We start from the raw sequence: 24,592 nt of genomic DNA, 5'->3' as shown, positions 1-24,592 counted from the left end.
CATAGATGGTATGATGGGGCATCATGAGCACGCTCGAGACCTTCGTCGGCACCCGCGCCGCGCGTCGGGCGTCCCAGCGACGTCAGGTGCAGCACCTCATCACCGCCGACGAGCGTTCGCTGGTCGAGGTGGAGGTACTCCTGGCGGCCCTGCCGTTGTGCACGGCCGGACGAGTGTTCATCGAAGTGCCGAGCGCGGAGGACATCGGCACCGTCGTCGCGCCGCCGCGCATGACGGTCACCTGGCTGCCGCGCGCACGCCGTGGCGGCGGGCGGCGGGCCATGGGCGAGGCGCTCACCCGTGCGGCCGCGGCATGGGCCGACGAGATGCTGTGCGATGGGTCGGATGCGGTGGCCGGCACCGAGGTGACTCTGCTGGGCGGATATCTCAGCACCGCCGACATCATCGAGCACCTCACGGAATCCTGCGGTGTCGATCCGATCGCGATCCACGCCCCGGAGCGCTACGGCCTTCCCGTCCGCTGAGACCCGCCCGTGGGGCGTCGCACGTAACCGCCGTCCTCCAGCCCGGCTTCGATCTCGAATCGGTTGCGCATCGGGTCCCTGCCCGCGAACAGGTACAGCAGCGGCATGAGGAACCCGTATCGCAGCCACTGCTGCCTGTGCACGGCCTCGTGGCGCAGCACCGCGTCGGAGGGGTCGGTGTCACCGGTGAGGTAGCAACCGCCCACGCACACCCCGCCTCGAGCGAACGCCCATGCCGGCAGGCCGCGGAAGATCCACAGTCCCGCACGGCGCTGCACGGGGCCGGTGCTCCACAGCGATCCCCATACCCAGCCGACGGAGGTGCCCCACCAGTAGCCGATCCGGCTGATCGGGGAGCGCAGCAGGAACGAGGGGATCCGGCGATCGAATCGGCGCCCGCGCTCCAGCACGCGCTGCGCCTCGAGCTGCCACTGCGGTCTCATGCCACGGCGCCGATCAGCCGCAGGATCGCGCCCATGTCCTGCACGGCGTCGGCCGGGCTGCGCGGGGCGAACCCGGCGATGGTCGCACCTGCCAGCGGGATGTCCTCACGAACGCGTCTGATCGTCGCCGCGAGGTCGGCGGCGCCGACGCCGAACGGCACGGCGTCGGACACGCCCTCGAGTTCGGCGGGGTCGATGACGTCGACGTCGACGTGCACCCAGATCCGCGAGGCGCCCGTCGCACGGATGGTCGCGGCCACGGCGTCCGGGTGCTGTGCGTCCTCGACGGTCAGCGACGTCAGCGCGGCCAGGCGCGCCCTCTCGCCGTCGTCGATGTTGCGCGCGCCGAGCAGCACGACCCGTTCCGCAGGGATTCCGGGGCGCAACGCGAGCTGCGGCTCGCCCCCGCCGAGGATGGCCGTCAGTGCCATGCCGGAGAACGCTCCGGACGGGGAGGACCGGGGGTCGTTGAGATCGGGGTGCGCGTCGCACCACAGCACAGCCAGATCGGAGGTGTCGATGGCGGACAGTGCGAAGGGGGTGATGCTGCAGTCGCCGCCGACCATCACGGTGTGCGCCGCCGGCACCGTCGACGCATCGCCGCCCAGCTGCGCGGCGATGAGCTCGCGGACCCGCAGCAGCGAGCTGAGGCGGTGCACTCCGGTGTCCAGCGACTCACCCGCCTCGAGCGGCACGTCGACGACCGTGGTGTCTCTGCGCGGCAGGTCGCCGGTGATGGCGGTCGCGCCGTCCACGAGAAGCATGGCGCGCGAGGCGGGGGAGCCCTGCCACTGCGGAACGATGAGGAATCGGGTCATGTTCTCTCCCGGGAGGAGAAGGGGGCGGGCGCCGAGGGCCGGTGCCCGCCCGCCTGGTCATTCCGCTTCGATCGCGGCCTGAGGTCGTCCGGCCTTCAGCTCGGCGAGGCGGGCTTCGACCTCGGTGAGCTCGCCGAGGTCCTCGAGGCTCTCGAACTGGGCGTCGAGGGAGGAGGCGGCGATCTCGGCCTTGCCCTGGGCGAGAGCCTCCTGACGACGGATCTTGTCCTCGAAGCGGCCCAGCTCGCTGGTCGGGTCGAGCACGTTGATCGAGCTGATGGCGTCCTGCACCTTGGTCTGCGCCTCGGCGACCTTGGCTCGGGCGAGGAGCTCGCTGCGCTTGGTCTTGAGCTGGCCGAGCTTGTCCTTCATGCCGTTCAGACCGCCCTTGAGCTTGTCGACGATCTCCGTCTGCGCGGCGATCTGGGGCTCGGCCGCGCGGGCCTCACGCTCGGAGCTGATCTGACGCTGCAGGGCGATCTTGGCGAGGCTGTCGAACTTGTCGGCGTCGGCGGTGCTGCCGGCCGCGCGCAGCTCGTCGGCCTTGCGGCTGGCTGCCAGCGCCTTGTTGCCCCACTCCTTCGCGGACTGGACATCCTCCTCGTGGTCGCGCTCGAGCAGGCGCAGGTTGCCGATGGTCTCCGCGATGGCCGACTCGGCGTCGGCGATGTTGTTGGTGTAGTCGCGGACCAATTGGTCGATCATCTTCTGCGGGTCCTCGGCCTGGTCGAGGAGCGCGTTGATGTTCGCTCGGACGAGGGTGGAGATGCGTCCGAAGATGGATTCCTTGGCCATGGTGTGTTCCTGTTCTTCTCGGATTGTTGTCTTGCCGTGCGGGTGTCTGGTCAGTGCGAGGTCAAACGGGGGATCGTGGACGAGGCGGGGTACCGGTCAGAAGTGGCCACCGCCTCCGCTGCTGCCGCCGAAGCCGCCTCCGCCTCCGCCGAAGCCGCCCACGGAGAAGCCGCCTCCTCCTCCACCGCCACCGAAGAATCCGCCGCCTCCGCTGCTGCCGCCGGATCCTCCGCCGCCGAAGCCGCCTCCGCCGAATCCTCCGCCCCAGCCGCCGCCACGGCGGCCGGTGGCCTGCCCGATGAGGATGCCGCCCAGCAGAGCGCCGAGCGTGTCTCCGCCGCCTCCGCTTCCGCCGTTCCAGCCGCCGTAATCGTTCTGGGCGAGCCGCAGCGCCTCGGTGGCGAGGGAGTCCGCACGCTGGGCGTGGGCGAGAGCCTGAACGGGATCCGATGGGGCGAGCGCGTGGGCGCGGTCGAGGTTCGACCGGGCCTCCGACAGCCGCGTGCGCGCGGTCGCCGCGATCGCGCCGCGTCTGTGGAGGATGAACCGCTCCGCCGAGGACACCTGCAGTCCCGCGCGCTGCAGCGCGTCGCCGAGCATGGTCGCGGCCCGCTGGATCCGAGCCTGCTCGTCGCGCACGTGCGCGATGGCCCCGTCGATGGCGGCGTTGGCCGCATCGAGGACGCGCAGCGCCTCGACGGGATCGCGACCCGTGGCACCGAGCGTGCTCTGCGCCTGCCGGATGCCCTGCTCGGTGGCGGCGACGGCCTGGGCGACGGTGCCCTGCGCGTCGGGCAGGGAACGTGCGGTCTGCAGGTCGCCGCTGAGCTCCGCGATGAGAGCCGCAGCCCGATCATCGGCTTCCTTCAGCGCGCTCTGCAGCTCCTCGACCGCGTCCTCCAGCTGGGTCGCCTGCTGCACGGCGCCCTCGGCCGCGCGCACCGAGACCGCGGCCTCCCCGGTCTCGCCACGCGCGATGAAGCCGTCGGCGGCCCGGATCTGCTCATCGGTGAAGGCCAGTCGCGACCGCGCCTGCGCGGGATTGTCGGCGACGGGCGACACCACGGCGAACGCGTAGGTCGCCGTGAGGGCGGCGAGGATCCGCTCCGCCCGATCCACCTCGGCGCCGGCGGCGGCCCGGAGCCGGCGGACGTTGTCCAGCGCGGCGGGGGCGTCCTGCTCGAGCCTGCGCAGCTCGTCGAAATCGGCCTTGCGGTCCTCGAGGGCCGTCGTCGACTCGGAACACAGCTCCAGGATCCGCTGGGACCATTCCAGCTTCTGCTGGTCGGTGTCGGGGATCTCGTCGTCGAGCTTCTGCTGCAGGGAGAACGCCTCGTCGAGGTTCTTCCGCGAGGTCTGCAGCGCCGCCACGAAGTCGCCGATCACCTCGTCGCCGAACTGGGCGCGCGCGTACTCCAGCTCCTGTTCGCTGGAGCGCACGAGGTCGTCGGTGCGCACGAGCGCGATGTTCGCCTGCTGCCCGATCTCGGCCAGCTGCGCTTCGCGCGCGGCCCGCTCCGCCGCCCGCCTGCGCGCCCGCCGCACCAGCAGCACGATCACGACGACGATGACGGCGACCAGCACGATGATGCCGAACACCGTCCACCCCTGCGCCGTGCGCTGAGGCGCGAGCACATAGATGTCGTAGGCCTCGTCGGCTCCCGCCACGACAGCACGGCTGAAGTCGCTGTTCTGCAGGTCGGGGCGCATCGCCTCGAGGATCCGGTCGCGCTCGGCGACGGTCATCCGCCCGTCATCCGGACGGTACATCGTGTAGGAGCGCCCCTCGGTCGCCACGGAGATGAGGTACTGGTCTCCGCGGAAGCTGTTGCCCTGAGCGGTGGCGGTCGTCCACTGCTCCATGTTGTCCGGATCCGTGTAGTTCGGGATCAGCACGAAGAACAGATCGATGCCGGAGGCGGCACGGAGACTGTCGAGAACGCCCTCGGCCTCGGTGCGGTCCGCGGCCGACACGACGCCGCTGTCGTCGGTGACGCGCCCGGCCAAGGGGCCGGGGGCCGTCGCGGATGCCGCGCTGAGGGAGAGCCCTCCCAGGATCATGCCCAGCAGCAGTGCAGCCAGTGTCAGCCACCGATTTCGCATCGCGTTCCCTCCGACCGGCGACCACGCCCCCGTGGGAAGAGTCTAAGCAAAGCCGCCGACACGCGACACCACCCGGGCGGTGTTGCCCGTTCGCTCGCAGCGCAGGCGCATACGCTGGAGCGCATGGACGACAGATACGGCAGCGATGTGCTCGCGGAGGGGTGGCGCGACCGCGGGACCGTCAGGGCGAGCGATGTGCAGGCGCAGAAGGATCTCGTCGTCGAGGTGGCCGGTGACGGCTACTGCGGTGCGATCACCCGCGTCGGCGCGGGCGTCGTGGAGCTGGAGGATTGGAAGGGACGCCGACGCAGCTTCCCACTCGGTGGCGGATTCCTCCTCGAGGGGCGGCCGGTGCGCCTGGTGGCGCCGAAGGCCGCGCCGCAGGGCGCCCGCCGCACGGCATCCGGATCCTTCGCCGTCGCGGATGAGCGGGCCAGGGTGGCGCTGCCCAGCCGCATCCTCGTGGAGGGGCGCCACGACGCCGAGCTCGTCGAGAAGGTGTGGGGCGCCGACCTGCGCGTCGAGGGCGTCGTCGTCGAGTACCTGCAGGGCGTCGATCTGCTCGACGAGGTGCTCGCCGAGGCGCCGCCGAGCCCGACACGCCGGTACGGCGTGCTCGTCGACCACCTCGTGCCCGGATCCAAGGAGAGCAGGCTCGTCGAGCAGACCATGCGCGGACCGCATGGGAAGCACCTGAAGATCGTCGGTCACCCGTTCATCGACGTGTGGCAGTGCGTGACCCCCGCGGCCATGGGCATCCGCGCGTGGCCGCGGATCCCGCGCGGCACCGACTGGAAGACCGGCGTCTGCCGCGCTTTCGGCTGGCCCGCGGAGGACCAGGCCGACATCGCCCGCGCATGGCAGCGCATCCTCGCCCGCGTCACCACCTTCCGCGACCTGGAGCCGGCGCTGCTCGGCCGGGTCGAGGAGCTCATCGACTTCGTGACGGAGCCCGCCTCGTGAGCGGCAGATCGCGCGGATACCCCGAAGAAGCCTCCGAGGCGCACCGCTTCCGCGAGGAGCCGGTGTCGTTCGTGCGGCGCAGCGGCCGGATGTCGGATGCCCAGGAGCGGGCGTTCCGGGAGCTCGCGCCGTTCTACCTCATCGACGTCCCGCGCGCGGAGGCGTTCACATCCGTGCATCCGGATGCTCGGCTGGAGAAGACCGCCGTGTACGGGCGCGACGCGCCGCTGACCGTGGAGATCGGGTCCGGTCAGGGCCATGCGATCGTCGCGGCCGCGTCCTCGCAGCCGGAGCACGACTTCCTCGCCGTGGAGGTGTTCCGCGCCGGGCTCGCGCGCACCATGCTCGACGCCGACAGGGCCGGCGCGCGCAACCTGCGTCTCGTGGAGGCCAACGCCCCCGAGGTGCTTTCCACCCTGCTGCCTGCGGCATCGGCCTCCGAGGTGTGGATCTTCTTCCCCGATCCGTGGCACAAGAAGCGGCACACCAAGCGCCGTCTGGTGCGCCCGGGCTTCCCCGCGACGGCGGCGCGGGCGCTGGCCGACGACGGGCTGCTGCGCCTCGCGACGGACTGGGAGGACTACGCGCTGCAGATGCGGGAGGTCCTCGATGCGGCGCCGGAGTTCGCGCGTGCGTTCGACGGCGCGTGGGCCGAGCGCTTCGACGGGCGGGTGATGACGGCGTTCGAGCGCAAGGGCATCGCCAAGGGGCGCGAGATCCGCGATCTCGTCTATCGTCGGGTGCCGCGGGTGTGACCTCCGCAGCCTGGCGCGCACTCGCCCCCGCGCTGCTGGTGTGCCTGGCCGCGCCGGCGTTCTTCGTGCTCGGGTGGACGGGGGTCGGGTGGGTGCTGATCGCCGTCGGCGTCGGCACGGCGGCACTGGTGGAGCGGCGGATGCCGACCCCGGTCGTGTCCGCAGGGAGTCGGCCGTCGTGGCGGTTCGGGCGGAAGCGGATCCCGTCGCTCACCCGCGACCTCGGCCTCATCGCGCTGGGGATGCTCATCGTGCACGCCATCTCGCTGGAGGCGCAGCTCGACGACCTCGCCATGCTGCGGTTCGCGCTCGCGCTCGGAGGAGCCGTGCTCGTGCCGTACCTGCTGTCGCGCTTCGCGTTCGGCGACCGGGCCGTCTCGTTCCCGTGGCGGGCGCGTCGACGGTGGAACCGCTGGCAGTGGGGATGGCTGGTCGGGGTGCTCGTGCTGGGCTGGCTGATCCTGCCGTTCTACTTCATCACGAGCGGCGTGTACCGGAACTGGCCCGTCGTCGACACGCCGGAGCTCATCGCCCGGCTGTTCGTCGGCGTGGGGGCCGTCGGCATCTGGGACGAGCTGTTCTTCATCTGCACGGTGTTCGCGCTGCTGCGCAGGCACCTGCCCGATGCGCTCGCGAACGTGCTGCAGGCCATCGTGTTCGTGTCGTTCCTGTGGGAGCTCGGCTATCGGGCGTGGGGGCCGGTGCTGACCATCCCGTTCGCGCTGCTGCAGGGCTGGATCCTCCTGCGCACGCGCTCCCTCGGCTACGTCGTCGTCGTGCACCTGCTCTTCGACGCGGTGGTGTTCGCGGTGCTCGTGCACGCGCACAACCCCGGGATGCTCCCGGTGTTCCTGCTCTGATCCTCTCCGTTCGCCGTCTGATCCGTTCCGATCCGCGCGACGGGGGAGGAGAATCGACGGATGCTGATCACGGGCCTCGTCCTCGCCGCGCTCGCCGCCGCCGTCCACGTGTTCATCTTCGTGCTGGAGTCTTTGCGCTGGACGCAGCCGGCCACGCGCCGCATCTTCGGCGTGCGCCGCGAGGAGGACGCCGAGACCATGCGGCAGCTGGCGTTCAACCAGGGGTTCTACAATCTGTTCCTCGCGGTCGCGGCGCTCCTCGGCGTCGTGCTCGTCACCGTGGGGCGCTCCACGGCCGGTGTGACGCTCGTGCTGGCCTCCACCGGCATGATGCTGGCCGCGGCTCTCGTGCTGGTGCTCGCCGACCGCGCCAAGCTCCGCGCGGCCGCCGTGCAGGGGATCGCCCCGCTTCTCGCGGTGCTCGCCGTGGTCATCGGGATCGCCTGAATCGGATGCCGTGCAGGCGCCCCGTGTGATCGGGAGCGCGGTGCGAAACTGATAGGCTCGTTGAGTTCGCCTCCGTAGCTCAGTGGATAGAGCGCCGGTTTCCGGTACCGTAGGTCGCACGTTCGAATCGTGTCGGGGGCACGAACGCCGGAGGGGCCGTCCGTCAGGGCGGCCCCTCCGGCGTGTTGCACCGCCCGTGAAGCGCGCCCCGTTCGACGGAGAGACCCCTCGAACGCCCGCGGAGGAATACCCTCGAGGTGAGAGGAGCCAGCATGATACAGCGATTCATGGTCGGGGATCATGTCACCTGGAACTCGGAGGCCGGATACGTGCGCGGCCGCATCACGAAGGTGCACACGGCCGACTTCGACTACAAGGGGCATCCGCGCCGCGCGAGCGCCGAGGACCCGCAGTACGAGATCAAGAGCGATCGGACCGATCACATCGCCGCTCACAAGGGCAGTGCGCTGACGCTCGTCGATGACTGACCCGGCCATCCTCACGGTCGGTCATTCCACGCATCCGCTGGACGAGTTCCTCGCACTACTGCGCGCGGCGGGGATCGTCACGATCGTCGACGTGCGGCGGCTGCCGGGCTCGAACAGGTTCCCGTGGTTCGACCAGGACGCCCTGCGCGCCGAACTGGCCGGGGAGGGCATCGGCTTCACGCGCATCGAGCAGCTCACCGGGCGCCGCCCGCGCCGTCGCGGGATCCCCGACCGGGTCAACGCGCTGTGGCGCAACCGCAGCTTCCACAACTACGCCGACCACGCCCTGGGCGACGAGTTCGCGCAGGGGCTCGACGAGCTCATCGCGATGGCCGACCCCCGGCATCCGCCGGCCGTGATGTGCGCGGAGGCGGTCTGGTGGCGCTGTCATCGGCGGATCATCGCCGATCACCTGCTGGCCCGCGGCATCCGGGTCGCCCACCTCATGCCCGACGGACGCGTTGTCGCCGCGGAGCCCACACCGGGTTCCGTCCTGAGCGCTGGCCGCGTCGAGTACCCGGAGGCTATTCCACCGGATCCGGCGCAGCCGAATCGGCGGCCGTGATCGGTGCGGTGCGGAAGCGGTCCAGCGCCTCGATCACCCTGTGCGCGAGGTACTCGTGCCCCGCATCGGACGGATGCAGGAGGCCCGGCCCCGCGTCGATGATCCACGGGTAGTCCGCCGTCGTGATCCACTCCTCCTGCACGGGGGAGATGTACCACCACGCCCGTTGTGCGGCCAGCACGGACAGGTCGTGGTCGATGCGGGCGGTGGAGGCTCCCACCGGCAGCTCGTGCGGTGCCGGTCCCAGCACGACGACGGGCGCATCGGGGAAGACGTCGGCCAGCGCGTCCCAGGCGGCGTTCACGGCGGCGGGGAACGTCGCGGGGTCCTCCCGGCGGTCGTTGATGGAGCCCTGGATGATGATCAGGTCCGGTGCGATCCCGGCATCCAGCGACCGGATCCGCGTCGCGTAGTCCGGCCCGTCGATGCCCGGCTTCTGGTAGCCGCTGCCGCGCACGCCGTCGATGATCGTCGTGCCGTGCAGGAGCCCGCCCAGCAGGTGCGCGTACCCATGGGTGCGGGGAGTGGCCGCCGACCCGTACGTCCAGGAGTCGCCGAACACGAGAACCGTCGGATGCTCGGGCAGAGCGAGCGGCGCGGGGGAGATCCCCTCGTCGGCGGCCGCGATCGGAGGGGTCTCCACGGGCGGCATCCACGGTCGCGCGACGCCCAGCGCGACGGCGAGGACGACCGCCAGAGCTCCCGCGGCCACCAGTGCGGAGCGGCGCGGCAGGGTCGGGTTCATGGGACGAGAGTAGGTCATGTCGATGCGGATGCGGATCCGGGCGTGCCCGTGTCCTGGCCTGCGGTGCGCCCCTCGCCGACCGGAGCCGGAAGGGACGCACCGTACGACACGGCGGATGCTACTTCGACGGCCCCTGCGAGACGGAACCCTGCAGCTGGCGCTGGAACAGGACGTAGACGATCAGCACCGGGATGATGGTGATCATCACCGCCGCGAACATCTGCCCGAAATCCAGGGCGTAGCCCGCCGAGGAGGCGTACGCGGCCATGCCCTGCGAGAGCACCCAGTTGTTCTTGTCGGTGTTCAGCGAGATCGGCAACAGGAACTGGTTCCACAGGCCCAGGAAGTTCATGATCGCCACCGCGGCCATGCCGGGCTTGGCCATCGGCAGCATCACCTGGAAGAAGGTGCGCCATTCGCTGGCGCCGTCCACATACGACGCCTCCTGGATCTCGTAGGGCAATGACTTGAAGAACGAGAACAGGAAGAACACGGTGAACGGCAGGGCGAACGCGACGTAGGTGATGATCAGACCCGGCAGGGTGTTCAGCAGCCCCATGTTCTGCAGGATGAAGAACAGCGGGACGATGGCGAGGAAGATCGGGAAGGTCAGCCCCGCCAGCATCAGGTAGTAGATGAGTCTGCTGCCGGGTAGCGAGAACCGTGCCAGCACGTAGGCGCACATCGCGCCCAGGATCATGACCGCCACGAGCGAGACGCCCACGACGATGACCGTGTTCAGGAACATCAGCCCGAACTCGTTGTCGACCCAGGCGCTGACGTAGTTGTCGAAGTTCCAGTTCGCGGGCAGGCCGAAGGGGGAGGCGAAGATCTCCTTCGTGGTCTTGAAGGAGCCGATCAGGGTCCACAGCATCGGCAGGATGACGACGAGCGCCCAGATGCCCATCACGACGTGCGAGACGCCGGCGACCGTCTTGTCCCCGGTGGTCGACGTGACCCGTCGGATCGGGACGGGGGGCTTGACTCCGCGTCGGATGGTGATCGCGGCACGCGTCTCGGTGCTCATTCGCGCCCTCCTTCATCCTTGCCTCCGATGAGGCGGAACGCGCCGATGACGAGCGCGGCGAACAGCAGGGTGATCACGGCGAGGACCACGCCCATCGCGGTGGCGAGACCGAACTGACCCTTCTCGAAAGCGGTGCGGAACAGGTACTGGCTCATCACGAGGGTGCTGTTTCCCGGGCCGCCGGTCGAGTTGAGGCCCACCATGTACACGAATGCGTCCAGGGCGAGGATGCCCAGGTAGATGTAGGCGGTCTGCACGTTGTCGCGCATCTGCGGCAGCAGGATGGAGGTGACCGTGCGGAGACGGCCGGCGCCGTCGATGCGCGCTGCCTCGAGGGTCTCGGCCGGGATGCCCTTGATGGCGGCGATGAACAGGATCATGTAGAACCCGACCATGCTCCACACGATCACGAAGATGGTGGCGCCCATGGCCGTGCGCTCGTCGCCGAGCCAGGAGGGCTGGTCGGTCATCCCGAGCAGTCCCAGGATGCCGTTGAGCAGACCGCCGCTGGGCGTGTAGATCATGTTCCACAGGATCGCGATGACGATCGCCGGGATCACGTACGGGAAGAAGGAGACCACCCGGTAGAAGCTGGACGCCCGCAGTCCTCGCACCTGCCCGCTGCTGGGGCCGCCGACGGTGATCATGCTGGCGAAGATCAGGGCGATCACGATCGTCACGAGCGGCACGATGATGGCGAGCACGACGTTGTTGAGCATCGCCCGCAGGAAGATCGGGTCGTTGAAGAGCTTGACGAAGTTGTCCAGACCGACGAAGCCCATGACATCCGAGAAGCCCGTCCAGTTCGTCATGGCGTAGTACAGGGCCTGCACGAACGGCGAGATCACGAAGACCAGGAAGATCGCCAGGGGCAGGCCGAGGAACACCAGCAGGAAGGAGACATAGTCGAAGGTCAGCCGACGCCGCCCGAGGCGGGACGGCCTGCGCCGCCCCGCCCGGACTGTGGTCACCGCGGCCGTCTCCAGCCCCGGTCCACCGCTGACGGTGGAAGAGCTCACTTGATCTCGATCTTCGTGACCGAGTCGTCCTCACGGACCTTGTCGGTCAGCGCCTGCAGCTGCGAGGTGATCTCGGCGACCGTCATCTTGCCGTCCAGGAACGAGTTCCAGATGGGCAGCTGGTCCGAGTTCATGCCGTACAGGTTGAACGACTTGATCGTGAAGACGTTGTCTCCGGCGGCGGCGAGCATCTCCGACTGCGAGACGAGCGCGGTCGACCCGAACCCGTCGGCGGGGACGGTGTCCTTGACGATGGTGGGGGCGAGCTTGCTCTTCGCGAAGGCTTTCGCCGACTCCTGCGACAGCATGGTGCGCAGCAGCTCCTTGCCGCCGGCCGGGTTCTTGGCCTTCTTCGGGACGATGAACGGCTCGCCGGCCTCTGCGCGCAGAGTGCCCTTCGGGGTGGTCTGGTTCCCGTCGAGGGGCAGCTCGGCGAAGCCCATCATCTTGAAGCCGTCCGCTGTCGTCTTCTTCATCTCGTTCTCGATCCACGAGCCCGACGGGTACAGCAGCGCCTCCTGGTCCAGGCTCCACTGTGCCTGTGCCTGGGTGAACTGGGTGCCTCCGCCGCCGGGCTTGACGTAGCCCGAGGCGATCAGGTCGTGCAGGATCTCGAGGATGCCCTGGATCGCGGGGTGCGACCAGGCCTTCGGGTCCAGGTTCTCCAGCGGCACGCGCACGTCGTCGCCTGCCTGGATCACGGCGGAGTCCACGACCATGGTCTGGTAATAGGTCGCCGCCTCCTTGCCCCAGAGGAAGAGGTACTTGCCCTTGGCCTTGGCCGCTTCGCCGAGCGCCTTCAGATCCTGCCAGGAGGTCGGCACGTTCCAGCCGTTCTCCTCGAACAGGCTCGACGAATACCAGATGCCGTAGACGGTCATGACGTAGTTCAGCGCCACGAACCGGCCGTCGAAGGTGCCGGGGTCCTTGACGCCGCCGAACAGCGTGTCGCTGATCTTGGTGCCCTCGAGGTTGTCGGACTCCAGCACGTCGTCGAGCGTCTCGAGCTGGTCGAGGATGGTGTTCCATCCGATCGAGTTCGCCCCCGAGTTGTCGATGAGGTCCGGCGGGTTGCCGCCGACGAAGCGCGGCTGCAGCTCCTGAGCGATCTTCGTGGACGAGGCGACGGCGACCGAGACGCCGTCGAGGTTCTTGTTCGCCTCCATGATCTTCGCCGAGTTCTCGACGTAGTCGATGCCGTAGCCGCCGTCGAAGATCACGGCGTCCACCTTCGAGTTGGCGGCGACGCCGAACGGGTTGTCGGCGGACACCGCACCTCCCGTCTTGGCTTTGTCACCGCCGCCGCCGGAGGGAGCGGCGCATGAGGCGAGGGATACGCCGAACGGCAGCAGCAGCGCGGCGGTGGCCGCGCCGCGCAGCAGGTTGCGTCGGCTGATGGATGCGTCGTTGAGTTCCATCTTCATACCTTCCGTAGTGATGTGATGGGTGGGATGTCGGTTCTTCGACGAGCTTCGGAACCCGGAGGGCTCGGGAGATCAGGCCCCCCGTCGGATGCGGCCCGCGTAGCGGTCCTCGAGAGCGGAGTTGTGCTCATCCCCGCCGGGGATGTTGGCGGAGATGTACATGGGTGGCGTCTGGCCGCGAGCGGCGATCGTGCGGGCGACGCCGAGGGTCAGCAGCTGGGCGATGAACGCCGCGGTGATGGAGGAGATCGCCCCCGCGCTGACGCCGGGGCCGATCTCCAGCGTCGCATCGCCGTAGGGGGCGAGATTGTCGATGACGACATCGGCGATCTCGCTGAGCCGCTTCCCGCTGGGGTGCTTGGGCTCGACGCGCGAGGTGTGCTCCAGGCTGGTCACGGCGATCACCCTGTGCCCGCGCTCCTGCGCCCACAGCGCGGTGCCGACGATGGAGCCGTTCACGCCGGAGTTCGAGGCGATGAGGAACACGTCGGCGTCGCCCACCGGGACGGTCGCCATGAGCTCGTCGACCACCCAGGGCTCACGCTCGAGCGAGCCGGTGAGCACGTCAGCGCTCCTGTCGCCGCGCAGGACGATGTCGCGCAGTGCGAATCTGTTGGTGGGGATCAGGCCACCCGCGCGCCCCGCGATCTCCATCGCGAACGCCTCCGAGTGGCCGGTGCCGAAGGCCTGCAGCACGCCGCCGTCGTCGAGTGCGTCGACCATGAGCGAGATCGCGGCGTCGAGACCGCCCGCCTCGGCGTCGGCGGCGAGCCGTTCGAGGCGACCGGTCGCCTCGTGGAGCAGATCGGACGGTGCGGCGGTCATCGGGTCTCCTTCATGCTGTCATCGGTCCTCTCCGAAGCGGACGCAGCCCGAGCGGTGCGCTGGGCCCGACGATGGGCGGACACGGCCATGGCGCTGGCGGCGAGTCGCGTGGACGCGGCGGAGAACATCCGCTGCGCGATCAGCAGGTACAGCAGGTCGAGCACCAGCAGCTGCGAGTGCTTGACCGACAGGTCGTCGGGGCGCAGATAGTGCGAGGGCTCCGCGCTGGCCAGCGACACGTCGGCGATCCCCGCCAGCCACGAGTCGACGTCGTGCGTGATCGCCACGGTGAAGGCGCCTGCGGCGCCGGCCTGGGAGAGCATCTGGATGGTCTCATCGGTCCGGCCGGTGCTGGAGACGCCGATGGCCACGCACCGGGCATCCTGCATCACAGCGCTCGTGAGCCCGTCGTGCACGTCCGACCAGGCGTGCGCGTTGACGCCGATCCGGTAGAGGCGGGCCTGGAACTCACGGGCGATGACCCCGCTGCCACCGACCCCGTAGATGTCGACGTGTCGGGAGACGGCGATGGTATCGGCGACGTGCATGACGTTGTCGAGGTCGAGACGGGCGGCCGTGCTCTCCAGACTGTTCACGTGCAGGGCGACGAGCGTCTGCAGGACCTTGCCCGGCGGATCCGTGGCGCCGAACTCCTGACCGATGTCGGCGTGCCAGCTCTCGTCGGCGTCGCCTCGGCCGATCTCGCTGGCCACCCCGACGCGGAACTGCGTGTACCCGTCGAAGCCGAGTGCCCGGCAGAACCTCGTGACGGTGGCTGCCGAGGTCCCGGCGCGCTCGGCGAGCTCGGTGATGGTGAGCTCGACGGGCGCCGCGGGGTGCTCGGTGACCACGTCGGCGATCTTGCTCATCGCCGACGGCATGCTGTGACGTCCGGCCGCGATGCGGCGCGCGATCGTCAATCCGTTGCCGGAGCCCTTCGTGCGTGGCACCATTGCCTCCTGAATCCCGTCCTCGGGTTTTTCCGTTGAGATGAAAACTATTCTTATGTGACGAAAACGTCAAACAGGAGAACATCACAAATGAGTCACGAACCGCTTCTGATCGGTCTGGACGCCGGCGGGACCTCCACGCGTGCAGTGCTGACCGACCGCGGCGGGCGGTGCGCGGGTTACGGCGTCGGAGGACGGGGTAATCCCGTCTCGGCGGGCCCCGAGCGCGCCGCGAGCGGCGTGCTGGATGCCATCAGCGCGGCACTGGAGGGGACGGGCCGCGCCCTCTCGGACGTGTCGACGGTGGTGGCGGCCATGGCGGGCATGCGGGCAGCCGGCGATTCCGACTGGCTGATGAGCCGTCTGGCGTCCGCGGGCTTCGGAGGCCGACTGGTGTTCGAATCCGACCTGCTGGCGACGTACTTCAGCGGGGCGTCGTCGAGCTTCGGATACGCACTCGTCTCCGGTACGGGCGCCTGCGTCATCCGCGTGAAGGACGGGCGCATCGACAGGACCGGCGACGGGCTGGGCTGGCTGCTGGGCGACCGCGGCAGCGGGTTCTGGATCGGGCACGCGATCGCCCGAGCGGCGGTGCAGGATCTCGACGGCAACGGCGCCCGCACGGCGCTGACCGATCGCGTCCTCGCGCATTTCGCGATCACGCGCACCGGCGAGGAGGACAGCGGCCGCCCTCGAGTGCTCGAGCAGCTCGTCAGCGAACTGTACTCGCATCCTCCGATCGAGCTCGCGGCGCTGGCGCCCTATGCCTTCGAGGGGGCGGATGCCGTGGCCCGGGGCATCCTCACCGATGCGGGCCGCCACCTCGCCGACACGCTGTCGGCCGTGCTGCACGGGCCCGGACCGCTGGTCGTCGGCGGCAGCGTCCTCGCGCGTCCCGGACCGGTTCGCGACGCCTTCCTGCACCGGCTCGGCGACGACGCGGCCGGGCTGGATCTGCGCCCGGTCGGCGACGGCGCCGTCGGCGCGGCGTTCCTCGCCGTCCGGGCGGCCGGTGCGGACCCTGGGGAGAGCGTGCGCGAGCGGCTGGCGCGGACGGTCGCACCGCTGCGCGCACGAGCGGGCGCGCAGCGGAGGGAGCCGTAGACTGAGGGGTCTATGAACCCTGAAGCACTCGCCGCAGCCATCCTCGCCGTTCTCCGCCCCGTCGCGGCCTCGCTGCGTCCGGACGAGGAGCTCGGGCTCGAGGCATCCGAGGTCGTGCTGGATCGTCCGCGCAATCGTGAGCACGGCGACTGGGCGACCAACATCGCGATGCGCCTGGCGAAGCGGCTCGGGACCAGCCCGCGCGAACTCGCGCAGCAGGTCGCGGACGGACTCGCGACCGTCGACGGCGTCGCCGCCGTCGACGTGGCGGGGCCCGGCTTCATCAACATCCGCCTGGAGGCGGCCGCCGCCGGCGCGTTGGCGAAGGTCATCGTCGACGCGGGTGCCGCATACGGCACGAACGACTCGCAGGCGGGCGTGTCGGTGAACGTCGAGTTCGTCTCGGCGAACCCCACCGGCCCTCTGCACATCGCCCACACCCGCTGGGCCGCGCTGGGCGACTCCATCGTGCGCCTGCTCCTGGCCAGCGGTGCGCACGCCGTGCGCGAGTACTACATCAACGACGCCGGCGCGCAGATGGAGCGTTTCGCGCGCTCCGTCCTCGCCGCGGCCAAGGGCGAGCCGACCCCGGAGGACGGCTATCCCGGTGCGTACATCGGCGAGCTCGCCGAGCGGGTCCTGGCCGCGCATCCCGGGCTGCTGGACCTGCCCGCCGACGAGCAGCTGATCGTCGCCCGCGATCAGGCGTACGAGTACCAGCTGGCCGAGATCAAGAACTCGCTCGAGCGGTTCAACGTGCCCTTCGACGTGTGGTTCTCCGAACGCGACCTGCACGCGCCGTCCGAGGACGGCGGTCCCAGCCTCATCGAGCGGGCCATCGACCGGCTCCGTGCGCAGGGGCACGTGTTCGACCGGGACGGCGCCGTGTGGGTGCGCACAACGGATTTCACGGACGACAAGGATCGCGTGATCCGTCGCTCCAACGGCGAGTACACCTATTTCGCGGCCGATGCGGCCTACTACCTGAACAAGGGCGACCGCGGCTTCCGGAACCGGATCTACCTCCTCGGCGCCGACCACCACGGCTACGTCAACCGACTCAAGGCCGTCGCGGGCGCCGCGGGGGACGACCCGGAGCGGAACATCCAGGTGCTCATCGGACAGATGGTCTCGATCAACGGGGCGCGGCTGTCCAAGCGCGCGGGCAACATCATCGAGATGGACGACCTGCTGGACTGGCTGGGATCCGACGCGCTGCGCTACTCCTTGGAGCGCTCGCCGGCGGATTCTCCGCTGGATCTCGACCCCGAGCTGCTGCAGAAGCGCACCAACGACAACCCGGTCTTCTACGTGCAGTACGCCCACGCCCGCACGCACAACGTGGCGCGTCATGCCGCGGACTCCGCCGTCGACCGCTCCGAGTTCGCACCCGAGCTGCTCACCCACGAGACGGAGGGCGCATTGCTGGGTGCACTGCAGGAGTTCCCGCGCATCGTGGCGTTCGCGGCGGAGGTGCGCGAGCCGCATCGCATCGCACGGTACCTGGAGGAGCTGGCAGGCCTCTACCACCGGTGGTACGACAACTGCCGCGTCATCCCCCAGGGCGACGACCCGATCGAGACCGTGCACCGCACTCGCCTCTGGCTGAACGACGCCGCCGGTCAGGTGCTGCGCAACGGACTGGAGCTGCTGGGCGTCTCGGCGCCCGAGCGGATGTGACATCGTGACCGGCTCCGCGGGCGGTGCGGTCGGCGCGCATCGGCGGGCCCGCCGGCCGTGGGCCGTTCTCGCGGTCGCCGTGGTGCCGGCGCTGCTGCTGGTCGCGGCGGAGCTGGTCGCGCGGACCGTGCTGCCGGGGGCCGTGCGGTCGCTGGTGATCGAGCAGCTGGAACTGCCCTCCGACCAGCAGCTGGACGTGACGGCGGACGGCGTCCTCCTGCCCCAGCTGGTGACCGGGACGCTCGACGAGGTGACCCTGTCCTCCGACGAGGTGACGCTCGGCGGAGTCACCGGCGCCGCGCGCGTCACGGCATACGGTGTGCCGCTGCACGGCGGGGCGCTGCGCTCCGCGACCGGCACGGTCGCGATCGATCAGAGTGGGCTCGCGGCGCTGCTGGCGGGGTCGCCGCTTCCGGACGTCGAGATCTCCCTCGAGGCGCCCGATGTCGTCCTCAGCGGCGAGATCACGGTCCTTGGCCGTGTGATACCGCTGAAGGTGACCGTCACCCCCGCCGCCGAGGACGGCGACCTGCTGCTGACCCCGGTCTCCGCGATGCTCGGTGGGAGCGAACTCGACGTGCAGGCGCTCTCCCGACGGCTCGGACCGGTGGGGGAGCGGCTCGCCGGTCCGCAGCGATTGTGCATCGCGGAGCACCTCCCGGCGGGCGTCGCCGTGACGGGCTTGCACATCGAGGGCGCGCTCGCCGTCATCGACATCCGCGCGGACGGCCGCATCGCCGTCGATCCGGTGCTTCTGGAGAACGGCACCTGTTCACGGTGACCGACGGGACCGTGGGCCTCGGAACATGGACGGCGGGCGTTTCCCGATGACCTAGAATCGGGGTCAGCCTCGCCGTGCTCTCCTCGCCGGAGGGCCACCCCACGATTGGTGCTCTGTGCAATCAGCTGTCTCTTCACCCGCTCCGTCATGGCTGGTCGTGCCCGATGACCCCAATGACCTCGTGCGCTCCGTCTGGCCGGCATCGGCACGCCGCGACGCCGACGGCGAACTGATCGTCGGCGGTGTGCGCGTGGGCGATCTCGTCCGTGCGCACGGGACGCCGCTGCAGGTCATCGACGAGGGCGAGGTGCGCGGTCGGGCGTCCGCGATCCGTGCGGCCTTCGAGGCGGCGGCCGCTGCTCACGGCACGAGCGCGCGGGTGTACTACGCGGGCAAGGCGCTGCTGAACACCAGCATCGTGCGCTGGGTGATGTCGGAGGGGCTGAGCGTCGACGTCTGCACGGGTGGCGAGCTCGAGGTCGCACTGGCAGCGGGGGCGGACGCCGGTCTGCTCGGGTTCCACGGCAACAACAAGTCCGTCGCCGAGCTCGAGCGCGCCGTCGATGCGGGGGTCGGCACGATCGTCGTCGACAGCGCCATCGAGATCGAGCGGCTCGCCGTCATCGTGGGCCGCACGCACGCGCGGCAGCGGGTGATGCTGCGTGTGAACAGCGGCGTGCACGCCGAGACGCACGACTTCCTCGCGACCGCTCACGAGGACCAGAAGTTCGGCACGCCGCTGGATGCCGCACCGGCGCTGGTCGCGCGGATCCGCGAGATCGACGGACTGGAGTTCACGGGTCTGCACTGCCACATCGGATCGCAGATCTTCGGCGTCGCGGGTTTCCGGGAGTCCGCGGCTCGCGTCCTGGACCTGCACGAGGCGCTGCTCGAGGGAGGGGACGTCCCGCAGCTGAATCTCGGGGGAGGATTCGGCATCGCCTACACGCGCGCCGACACGCCGGAGCCCATCGAACGGCTCGCGGAGGGGATCGTCTCGGCGGTCGCCGACGGATGCAGAGCACGCGGCATCCGCGTGCCCGCGCTGTCCTTCGAACCGGGCCGGTCCATCGTCGGCAACGCCGGAGTGACGCTGTACGAGGTCGGCACGATCAAGGACGTCGCCCTCGAGAACGCGAGTCGGCGCTACGTGAGCGTCGACGGCGGAATGAGCGACAACGCCAGGCCGGCTCTCTACGGCGCCCAGTACTCCGCCCGATTGGCGTCCCGCGCGGGCTTGGGGGACCCCGTCCTGGTGCGCGTGGTCGGGAAGCACTGCGAATCCGGCGACATCGTCGTCGATCACGAGTACCTGCCCGGTGATGTCATCGAGGGCGATCTGCTCGCCGTGGCGGCGACCGGCGCCTACTGCGCACCCCTCTCCAGCAATTACAATCACGTACCGCGCCCGCCCATCGTCGCCGTGGACGGTGGTCGAGCCCGGATCATCGTGCACGGCGAGAACCTCGACGACCTGCTGCGGCGTGATGCCGGCATCGAGCGGTGACCGCCTCCACGCCGGCGGTCCGACACGACTCCCCGCCGTCCGATGCGACCTGGACCCGACCCGAACCCGACGTGCTGAGGAGCGCAGATGACTGACTACCGACGACTTCGCGTGGCCCTGCTGGGAGCAGGTGCCGTGGGCTCGCATGTGGCGGACCTGCTGCTGCGCCACGGAGACGAGCTCGCCGACAGGGCCGGTGCGCGGCTGGAGCTCGCCGGAATCGCCGTGCGCGACGTGGACGCGCCGCGGGACGTGGAGCTTCCGCGTGAGCTGTACACGACGGACGTGGAGCCGCTCATCACCGGCGCCGACATCGTGATCGAGCTGATGGGCGGCATCGAGCCCGCCCGTTCGCACATCCTGCTCGGCCTCGGATCCGGCGCCGACGTGGTCACCGCCAACAAGGCGCTGCTGGCCACGCATGGCCCCGAGGTCTTCGAAGCCGCCGACCGCGTGGGCGCCTCGGTGTACTACGAGGCCGCCGCGGCCGGTGCCATCCCGATCATCCGGCCCCTGCGCGACTCGTTGGCGGGGGACCGCGTGGTGCGCATCATGGGCATCGTCAACGGCACGACGAACTACATCCTCGACCGGATGGATTCGGAGGGCGCCGACTTCGCCGACGTGCTCGCCGACGCGCAGCGGCTGGGATACGCGGAAGCCGACCCCACGGCGGACGTCGAGGGCTATGACGCCGCGCAGAAGGCCGCGATCCTGGCATCCCTGGCCTTCCACACCACGGTGCCACTGGATGCCGTGCACCGCGAGGGCATCACCGGCATCACGGCGGACATGATCGAGGAGGCGCGCGACGCCGGACTCGTCATCAAGCTGCTGGCCGTGTGCGAGCGCCTGCGCGAGGACGACGGCGAGTCGATCTCGGTGCGGGTGTACCCCGCCCTCGTCCCTCGCGAGCATCCCCTGGCCTCCGTGCATGGCGCCAACAACGCCGTCTTCGTCGAGGCGGAGGCCGCCGGTTCGCTGATGTTCTACGGTGCCGGCGCAGGCGGAGTGCAGACCGCGTCCGCCGTGCTCGGCGACGTGGTGTCGGCTGCGAGGCGGCACATGGCGGGCGGTACCGGAGTGGGCGAGTCCACGCGGGCCAACCTTCCCATCGTCTCCATCGGGCACGTCGTGACCCGTTACCAGATCACCCTCGAGGTCGCCGACCAGCAGGGCGTCCTGGCCACCATCGCCCTGCTGCTCAGCCAGGGCGGGGTGTCCATCGCGACGCTCGTGCAGACGCCGCTGACGCCGGCAAACGGTCGTCGAGGCACGGCGCGGCTCATCATCGGCACGCACCGCGCCGCCGACAGCGCGCTCAGCGCCGCCGTCGACAGGCTCACCGCCAGCGACGTCGTCGAGCAGGTCGTCTCCGTGCTGCGCGTCGAAGGGGAATGAGGATGAGCGTCACCGTCGTTCCGGGAGACATGGAGCAGGTCGTCTCCGATGCTCCCGCTGTCGAGGGCGCGCTGCGCACGGTCGACGTCACCGTTCCCGCCACGAGCGCGAACCTCGGACCGGGCTTCGACACCCTCGGGCTGGCGCTGAGCATCTACGACTCCGTCACCGTCTCCGCCTTCGACGACGGCCGGCTGGACATCGCCGTCGCGGGGTCCGGGGCGGCCCAGATCCCCACGACGGCGGACAACCTCGTCGTCCGCTCCATCGCGCACGTGTACGCGGACGTCGGGCGGCCGATGCCTGGCCTGCATCTGCGAGCCGTCAACGGCGTGCCGCACGGCCGGGGCCTGGGCTCATCGGGGGCCGCCGTCTCGGCCGGCATCCTCATCGCCAAGGGCCTGCTGGCCGGAGACGTCGAGCTCGATGATCATTCCCTGCTGCGGCTGGCGACGGAACTGGAGGGGCACCCGGACAACGTCGCCCCGGCACTGTTCGGCGGACTGACGATCGCGTGGACGGGCGAGAGCGGACCGCAGCACAAGAAGCTGCTCGTGCATCGCGGCGTGGCTCCGCTGGTGTTCGTGCCCGGCTTCACGATGTCGACATCGCTGGCGCGTTCGCTGCAGCCCCCGCAGGTCTCGCGGGAGGATGCGGTCTTCAACGTGTCGCGCTCGGCGCTGCTGGTCGCCGCGCTCACGCAGAGTCCGGAGCTGCTGCTGGACGCCACCGCCGACAGACTGCATCAGGACTACCGCGGGGCGGCGATGCCGGAGACCCTCCGGCTCGTGCAGGCGCTGCGCGCCGAGGGCTTCGCCGCTGTCGTCTCGGGTGCGGGCCCCAGCGTGCTCGTGCTCGCGGACGGACCGGGCGCCAGACGGCGGGCGGTGGACATCGCCGACGCCGTGACGGACACTCCCTGGGACGCCCATATGCTGGCCGTGGACGTTCGGGGTGGTACAGTTGAACAACGAGCAGAGGGCTCCACGTAATTTCGTGAATCTGGCCCCCTCGCATATCTGCGAAATCCGCACGTGATCCCCAGAGCCATCCAGGTTCTGGCAGGCGGGCGCTCCGCGTCGGCGCGTGTGACACGCGCAGCTTCTGCTGCGCACTCTCTGGATTTGCTCATGTCCCACGACATATGAGGGAGTACTCGTGGAGAATTTCTCCGAGACCCAGAACGATGATCAGGCCGCTCAGGCGGTCGTGACCGAGACGGCACCGGTGCGCAGACGCGCACCGCGGCGGGCCACCACGGCATCCGCCGCCGCGGCTGCCGCGGCCGCCGCTGAGGCGGGTTCCGCGACGGAGGCTCGGCAGCCGTCCGCGGGCGAATCGTCCGCGGGCGGTGACACGACGGTCGCCGACGAGAAGCCGAAGGCACCGCGTCGCAGCCGCGTGAAGAAAGCGGACGCCGATACGCTGGACGTTCCCACCGCGGAGTCCTCCGGCACGGCCTCCGCCGCGCAGACCGCGGCTCCCGCGGCGGACACCGCCGAAGCGCCCGCCAAGCCGGTGCGCAAGCGCGTGTCACGCGCGGCGGGAAAGGCCGCCGCGACGGATGATGCATCCGTTCATGTCAGCGCGTCCGGCGAGGACGGCGACGCCGGTGAGAAGCCCGCCCCGGTGAAGAAGACCTCCGGCCGGAAGAAGGCCGCAGAGCAGGGCGAGACCACCGAGCAGCCGGCATCCGCTCAGGGTGCAGCCGACGAGAAACCGGCCGATGCCGCGGAGGCGCCCGCCAAGCGCTCGTCGCGCAGCAGGAGCAGCAAGGCCGACTCCGCGGACACCGCGTCCGAGTCGAGCGCACCCGCTGCCGAGGGAGCGACCGAGGCCAAGGGCTCCGGAGGATCCGAAGAGACCGCCGAGTCCACGGGCGGCGCAGATGTGAAGGGCGATGCCGAGACCAAGGCCTCCGCAGGCTCCAAGACGCCCCCCGAGGAGTCCGCATCCGCCGAGCAGGGCTCTTCGCAGGGTGAGCAGGACCCCTCGGACGGCGACGGCTCCGAGGGATCGGGTCGCGGTCGCGGACGCAACCGCAGTCGCAGCCGCGGTCGCGGCGGCAACGGCAACGGCCAGAGCAACCAGAACAACGGTCACGGCGGGCAGCACGACAACGGTCACGGCGATGACGAGCACGGATCGGGCCGCACCCGCCAGCGCAACAAGCGCCGCGGCGGAGGCAACCAGAACGCAGACGAGTTCGACACCGAGATCGGTGTGGACGACGTGCTGATCCCCGTCGCGGGGATTCTCGACGTCCTGGACAATTACGCCTTCGTGCGCACGACCGGCTACCTGGCCGGAGCCAGCGACGTCTACGTCTCTCTCGGACAGGTCAAGAGGTACAACCTGCGCAAGGGCGACGCGATCGTCGGCGCCATCAAGCAGCCGCGCGAGGGCGAGCAGCAGGGGCGTCAGAAGTACAACGCCCTGGTCAAGGTCGACTCGATCAACGGTCTCTCGCCGGAGGACGCGGGAAAGCGCGTCGAGTTCGGCACGCTCACCCCGCTGTACCCGCAGGAGAGGCTGCGTCTGGAGACCGCCCCGGAGAAGCTCACCCAGCGCATCATCGACCTGGTCGCCCCGATCGGGAAGGGCCAGCGCGGTCTCATCGTCGCGCCCCCCAAGGCGGGCAAGACCATCGTGCTGCAGCAGATCGCGAACGCCATCGCGCAGAACAACCCCGAGGTGCACCTCATGGTCGTGCTCGTCGACGAGCGCCCGGAAGAGGTCACGGACATGCAGCGTACGGTCAAGGGCGAGGTCATCGCCTCGACCTTCGACCGTCCCGCCGAGGACCACACCACGGTCGCCGAGCTCGCCATCGAGCGCGCCAAGCGACTGGTCGAGCTGGGCCGCGACGTCGTCGTGCTGCTGGACTCGATCACCCGCCTCGGTCGCGCCTACAACATCTCGGCCCCGGCATCCGGTCGCGTGCTGACCGGCGGAGTCGATGCCTCGGCGCTGTACCCGCCCAAGCGCTTCTTCGGCGCTGCGCGCAACATCGAGAACGGCGGGTCGCTGACCATCCTCGCCACCGCGCTCGTGGAGACCGGGTCCAAGATGGACGAGGTCATCTTCGAGGAGTTCAAGGGCACCGGCAACAGCGAGCTGCGCCTCTCTCGCGCGCTGGCGGACAAGCGCATCTTCCCGGCCGTGGACGTCAACGCGTCCAGCACGCGCCGCGAGGAGATGCTGCTCTCGACCGACGAGGTGAAGATCACCTGGAAGCTCCGCCGCGCCCTCGCGGGTCTGGATCCGCAGCAGGCGCTGGAGGTCGTGCTCGGAAAACTGAAGGAGACCGGCTCGAACGTCGAGTTCCTGTTCCAGATGCAGAAGTCCGTCCCGGCACCCGGCTCGACCGGTTCCTCGCACGCGCACGAGAACAGCATCCGCTGATC

Annotated in this window: 24 protein-coding genes and 1 tRNA gene; 15 read left to right on the top strand and 10 right to left on the bottom strand. The window is 69.9% G+C overall.

Going from position 1 to position 24,592, the window contains the following annotated elements:
- Window positions 1-23: 23 nt before the first annotated feature.
- Window positions 24-485, top strand: coding sequence for an SIP domain-containing protein (locus ABD770_RS01090; RefSeq protein WP_344817644.1), 462 nt, complete (start codon window positions 24-26; stop codon window positions 483-485).
- Here ABD770_RS01090 and ABD770_RS01085 read toward each other — a convergent pair.
- From ABD770_RS01085 to ABD770_RS01070, 4 genes are all read right to left on the bottom strand, one after another.
- Window positions 464-928 (bottom strand): Fe-S oxidoreductase, encoded by a 465-nt coding sequence (locus tag ABD770_RS01085; RefSeq protein WP_344817643.1) that lies wholly within the window; start codon window positions 926-928, stop codon window positions 464-466. The two genes, ABD770_RS01090 and ABD770_RS01085, sit on opposite strands and share 22 nt — an antisense overlap.
- Entirely contained in the window at window positions 925-1,746 is an 822-nt protein-coding gene (locus tag ABD770_RS01080; protein WP_344817642.1) for an arginase family protein, read from the bottom strand. Before ABD770_RS01080 ends, ABD770_RS01085 begins: the two co-directional genes overlap by 4 nt.
- A 57-nt stretch (window positions 1,747-1,803) precedes the next feature.
- On the bottom strand, window positions 1,804-2,541 hold the full coding sequence (locus tag ABD770_RS01075; protein WP_344817641.1) for a PspA/IM30 family protein: 738 nt from the start codon (window positions 2,539-2,541) through the stop codon (window positions 1,804-1,806).
- Between the two features lie 96 nt (window positions 2,542-2,637).
- Entirely contained in the window at window positions 2,638-4,644 is a 2,007-nt protein-coding gene (locus tag ABD770_RS01070; RefSeq protein WP_344817640.1) for a TPM domain-containing protein, read from the bottom strand.
- A gap of 123 nt (window positions 4,645-4,767) precedes the next feature.
- Between ABD770_RS01070 and ABD770_RS01065 the strand changes: the two genes are divergently transcribed.
- The 7 genes from ABD770_RS01065 to ABD770_RS01035 all read left to right on the top strand — a co-directional run bounded on the left by ABD770_RS01065 (window position 4,768) and on the right by ABD770_RS01035 (window position 8,722).
- Window positions 4,768-5,607, top strand: coding sequence for a DUF3097 domain-containing protein (locus ABD770_RS01065; protein WP_344817639.1), 840 nt, complete (start codon window positions 4,768-4,770; stop codon window positions 5,605-5,607).
- Window positions 5,608-5,696: 89 nt separating this feature from the next.
- Window positions 5,697-6,362, top strand: a complete 666-nt coding sequence (gene trmB / locus ABD770_RS01060) for a tRNA (guanosine(46)-N7)-methyltransferase TrmB (protein ID WP_344819833.1) — start codon at window positions 5,697-5,699, stop codon at window positions 6,360-6,362.
- Window positions 6,359-7,222 (top strand): CPBP family intramembrane glutamic endopeptidase, encoded by an 864-nt coding sequence (locus ABD770_RS01055; protein ID WP_344817638.1) that lies wholly within the window; start codon window positions 6,359-6,361, stop codon window positions 7,220-7,222. Before trmB ends, ABD770_RS01055 begins: the two co-directional genes overlap by 4 nt.
- A 60-nt stretch (window positions 7,223-7,282) precedes the next feature.
- The gene (locus tag ABD770_RS01050) at window positions 7,283-7,669 is read left to right on the top strand and encodes a DUF1304 domain-containing protein (protein WP_344817637.1); all 387 of its coding nucleotides are present in this window, start codon (window positions 7,283-7,285) and stop codon (window positions 7,667-7,669) included.
- A 68-nt stretch (window positions 7,670-7,737) separates the two neighbouring features.
- Window positions 7,738-7,810: transfer RNA gene (locus ABD770_RS01045), tRNA-Arg, on the top strand.
- Window positions 7,811-7,941: 131 nt separating this feature from the next.
- Window positions 7,942-8,157: a hypervirulence associated TUDOR domain-containing protein gene (locus tag ABD770_RS01040; RefSeq protein ID WP_344817636.1), complete on the top strand. Its 216-nt coding sequence runs from the start codon at window positions 7,942-7,944 to the stop codon at window positions 8,155-8,157.
- Window positions 8,150-8,722: a DUF488 domain-containing protein gene (locus tag ABD770_RS01035; RefSeq protein WP_344817635.1), complete on the top strand. Its 573-nt coding sequence runs from the start codon at window positions 8,150-8,152 to the stop codon at window positions 8,720-8,722. Before ABD770_RS01040 ends, ABD770_RS01035 begins: the two co-directional genes overlap by 8 nt.
- Here the strand turns inward: ABD770_RS01035 and ABD770_RS01030 are convergent.
- From ABD770_RS01030 to ABD770_RS01005, 6 genes are all read right to left on the bottom strand, one after another.
- Window positions 8,682-9,467, bottom strand: coding sequence for an SGNH/GDSL hydrolase family protein (locus ABD770_RS01030; RefSeq protein WP_344817634.1), 786 nt, complete (start codon window positions 9,465-9,467; stop codon window positions 8,682-8,684). The two genes, ABD770_RS01035 and ABD770_RS01030, sit on opposite strands and share 41 nt — an antisense overlap.
- A 118-nt stretch (window positions 9,468-9,585) precedes the next feature.
- A complete protein-coding gene (locus ABD770_RS01025) occupies window positions 9,586-10,374 on the bottom strand; it encodes a carbohydrate ABC transporter permease (protein WP_344819832.1) in 789 nt (262 codons plus the stop codon).
- A 116-nt stretch (window positions 10,375-10,490) separates the two neighbouring features.
- On the bottom strand, window positions 10,491-11,513 hold the full coding sequence (locus ABD770_RS01020; protein ID WP_344817632.1) for a carbohydrate ABC transporter permease: 1,023 nt from the start codon (window positions 11,511-11,513) through the stop codon (window positions 10,491-10,493).
- Entirely contained in the window at window positions 11,510-12,931 is a 1,422-nt protein-coding gene (ngcE, locus tag ABD770_RS01015) for an N-acetylglucosamine/diacetylchitobiose ABC transporter substrate-binding protein (RefSeq protein WP_344817631.1), read from the bottom strand. The genes ABD770_RS01020 and ngcE overlap by 4 nt, the downstream gene beginning before the upstream one ends.
- 78 nt (window positions 12,932-13,009) lie before the next feature.
- Window positions 13,010-13,762, bottom strand: coding sequence for a sugar isomerase domain-containing protein (locus ABD770_RS01010; RefSeq protein WP_344817630.1), 753 nt, complete (start codon window positions 13,760-13,762; stop codon window positions 13,010-13,012).
- A complete protein-coding gene (locus ABD770_RS01005) occupies window positions 13,759-14,712 on the bottom strand; it encodes a MurR/RpiR family transcriptional regulator (protein WP_344817629.1) in 954 nt (317 codons plus the stop codon). Before ABD770_RS01005 ends, ABD770_RS01010 begins: the two co-directional genes overlap by 4 nt.
- 90 nt (window positions 14,713-14,802) lie before the next feature.
- On the opposite strand from ABD770_RS01005, the gene ABD770_RS01000 reads away from it, so the two are divergent.
- The 7 genes from ABD770_RS01000 to rho all read left to right on the top strand — a co-directional run bounded on the left by ABD770_RS01000 (window position 14,803) and on the right by rho (window position 24,590).
- On the top strand, window positions 14,803-15,816 hold the full coding sequence (locus tag ABD770_RS01000; protein ID WP_344817628.1) for an N-acetylglucosamine kinase: 1,014 nt from the start codon (window positions 14,803-14,805) through the stop codon (window positions 15,814-15,816).
- Window positions 15,817-15,828: 12 nt separating this feature from the next.
- Window positions 15,829-17,496 (top strand): arginine--tRNA ligase, encoded by a 1,668-nt coding sequence (gene argS, locus ABD770_RS00995; protein ID WP_344817627.1) that lies wholly within the window; start codon window positions 15,829-15,831, stop codon window positions 17,494-17,496.
- 4 nt (window positions 17,497-17,500) lie between these two features.
- Complete coding sequence (locus tag ABD770_RS00990) at window positions 17,501-18,277, top strand: LmeA family phospholipid-binding protein (protein ID WP_344817626.1); 777 nt, start codon at window positions 17,501-17,503, stop codon at window positions 18,275-18,277.
- Between the two features lie 115 nt (window positions 18,278-18,392).
- Window positions 18,393-19,784, top strand: a complete 1,392-nt coding sequence (lysA, locus tag ABD770_RS00985) for a diaminopimelate decarboxylase (protein ID WP_425562709.1) — start codon at window positions 18,393-18,395, stop codon at window positions 19,782-19,784.
- 87 nt (window positions 19,785-19,871) lie between these two features.
- Window positions 19,872-21,185: a homoserine dehydrogenase gene (locus tag ABD770_RS00980; protein WP_344817623.1), complete on the top strand. Its 1,314-nt coding sequence runs from the start codon at window positions 19,872-19,874 to the stop codon at window positions 21,183-21,185.
- A 29-nt stretch (window positions 21,186-21,214) separates the two neighbouring features.
- A complete protein-coding gene (thrB, locus tag ABD770_RS00975; protein WP_344819831.1) occupies window positions 21,215-22,177 on the top strand; it encodes a homoserine kinase in 963 nt (320 codons plus the stop codon).
- A 166-nt stretch (window positions 22,178-22,343) separates the two neighbouring features.
- Entirely contained in the window at window positions 22,344-24,590 is a 2,247-nt protein-coding gene (gene rho / locus ABD770_RS00970) for a transcription termination factor Rho (RefSeq protein WP_344817622.1), read from the top strand.
- The last annotated feature ends 2 nt before the right edge of the window (window positions 24,591-24,592 follow it).

The sequence above is a fragment of the Microbacterium soli genome, from assembly GCF_039539005.1.
GTDB lineage: Bacteria > Actinomycetota > Actinomycetes > Actinomycetales > Microbacteriaceae > Microbacterium > Microbacterium soli.
Note: the sequence above shows the minus strand (reverse complement) of the source record. Positions and strands in the feature narration are given on the sequence as shown.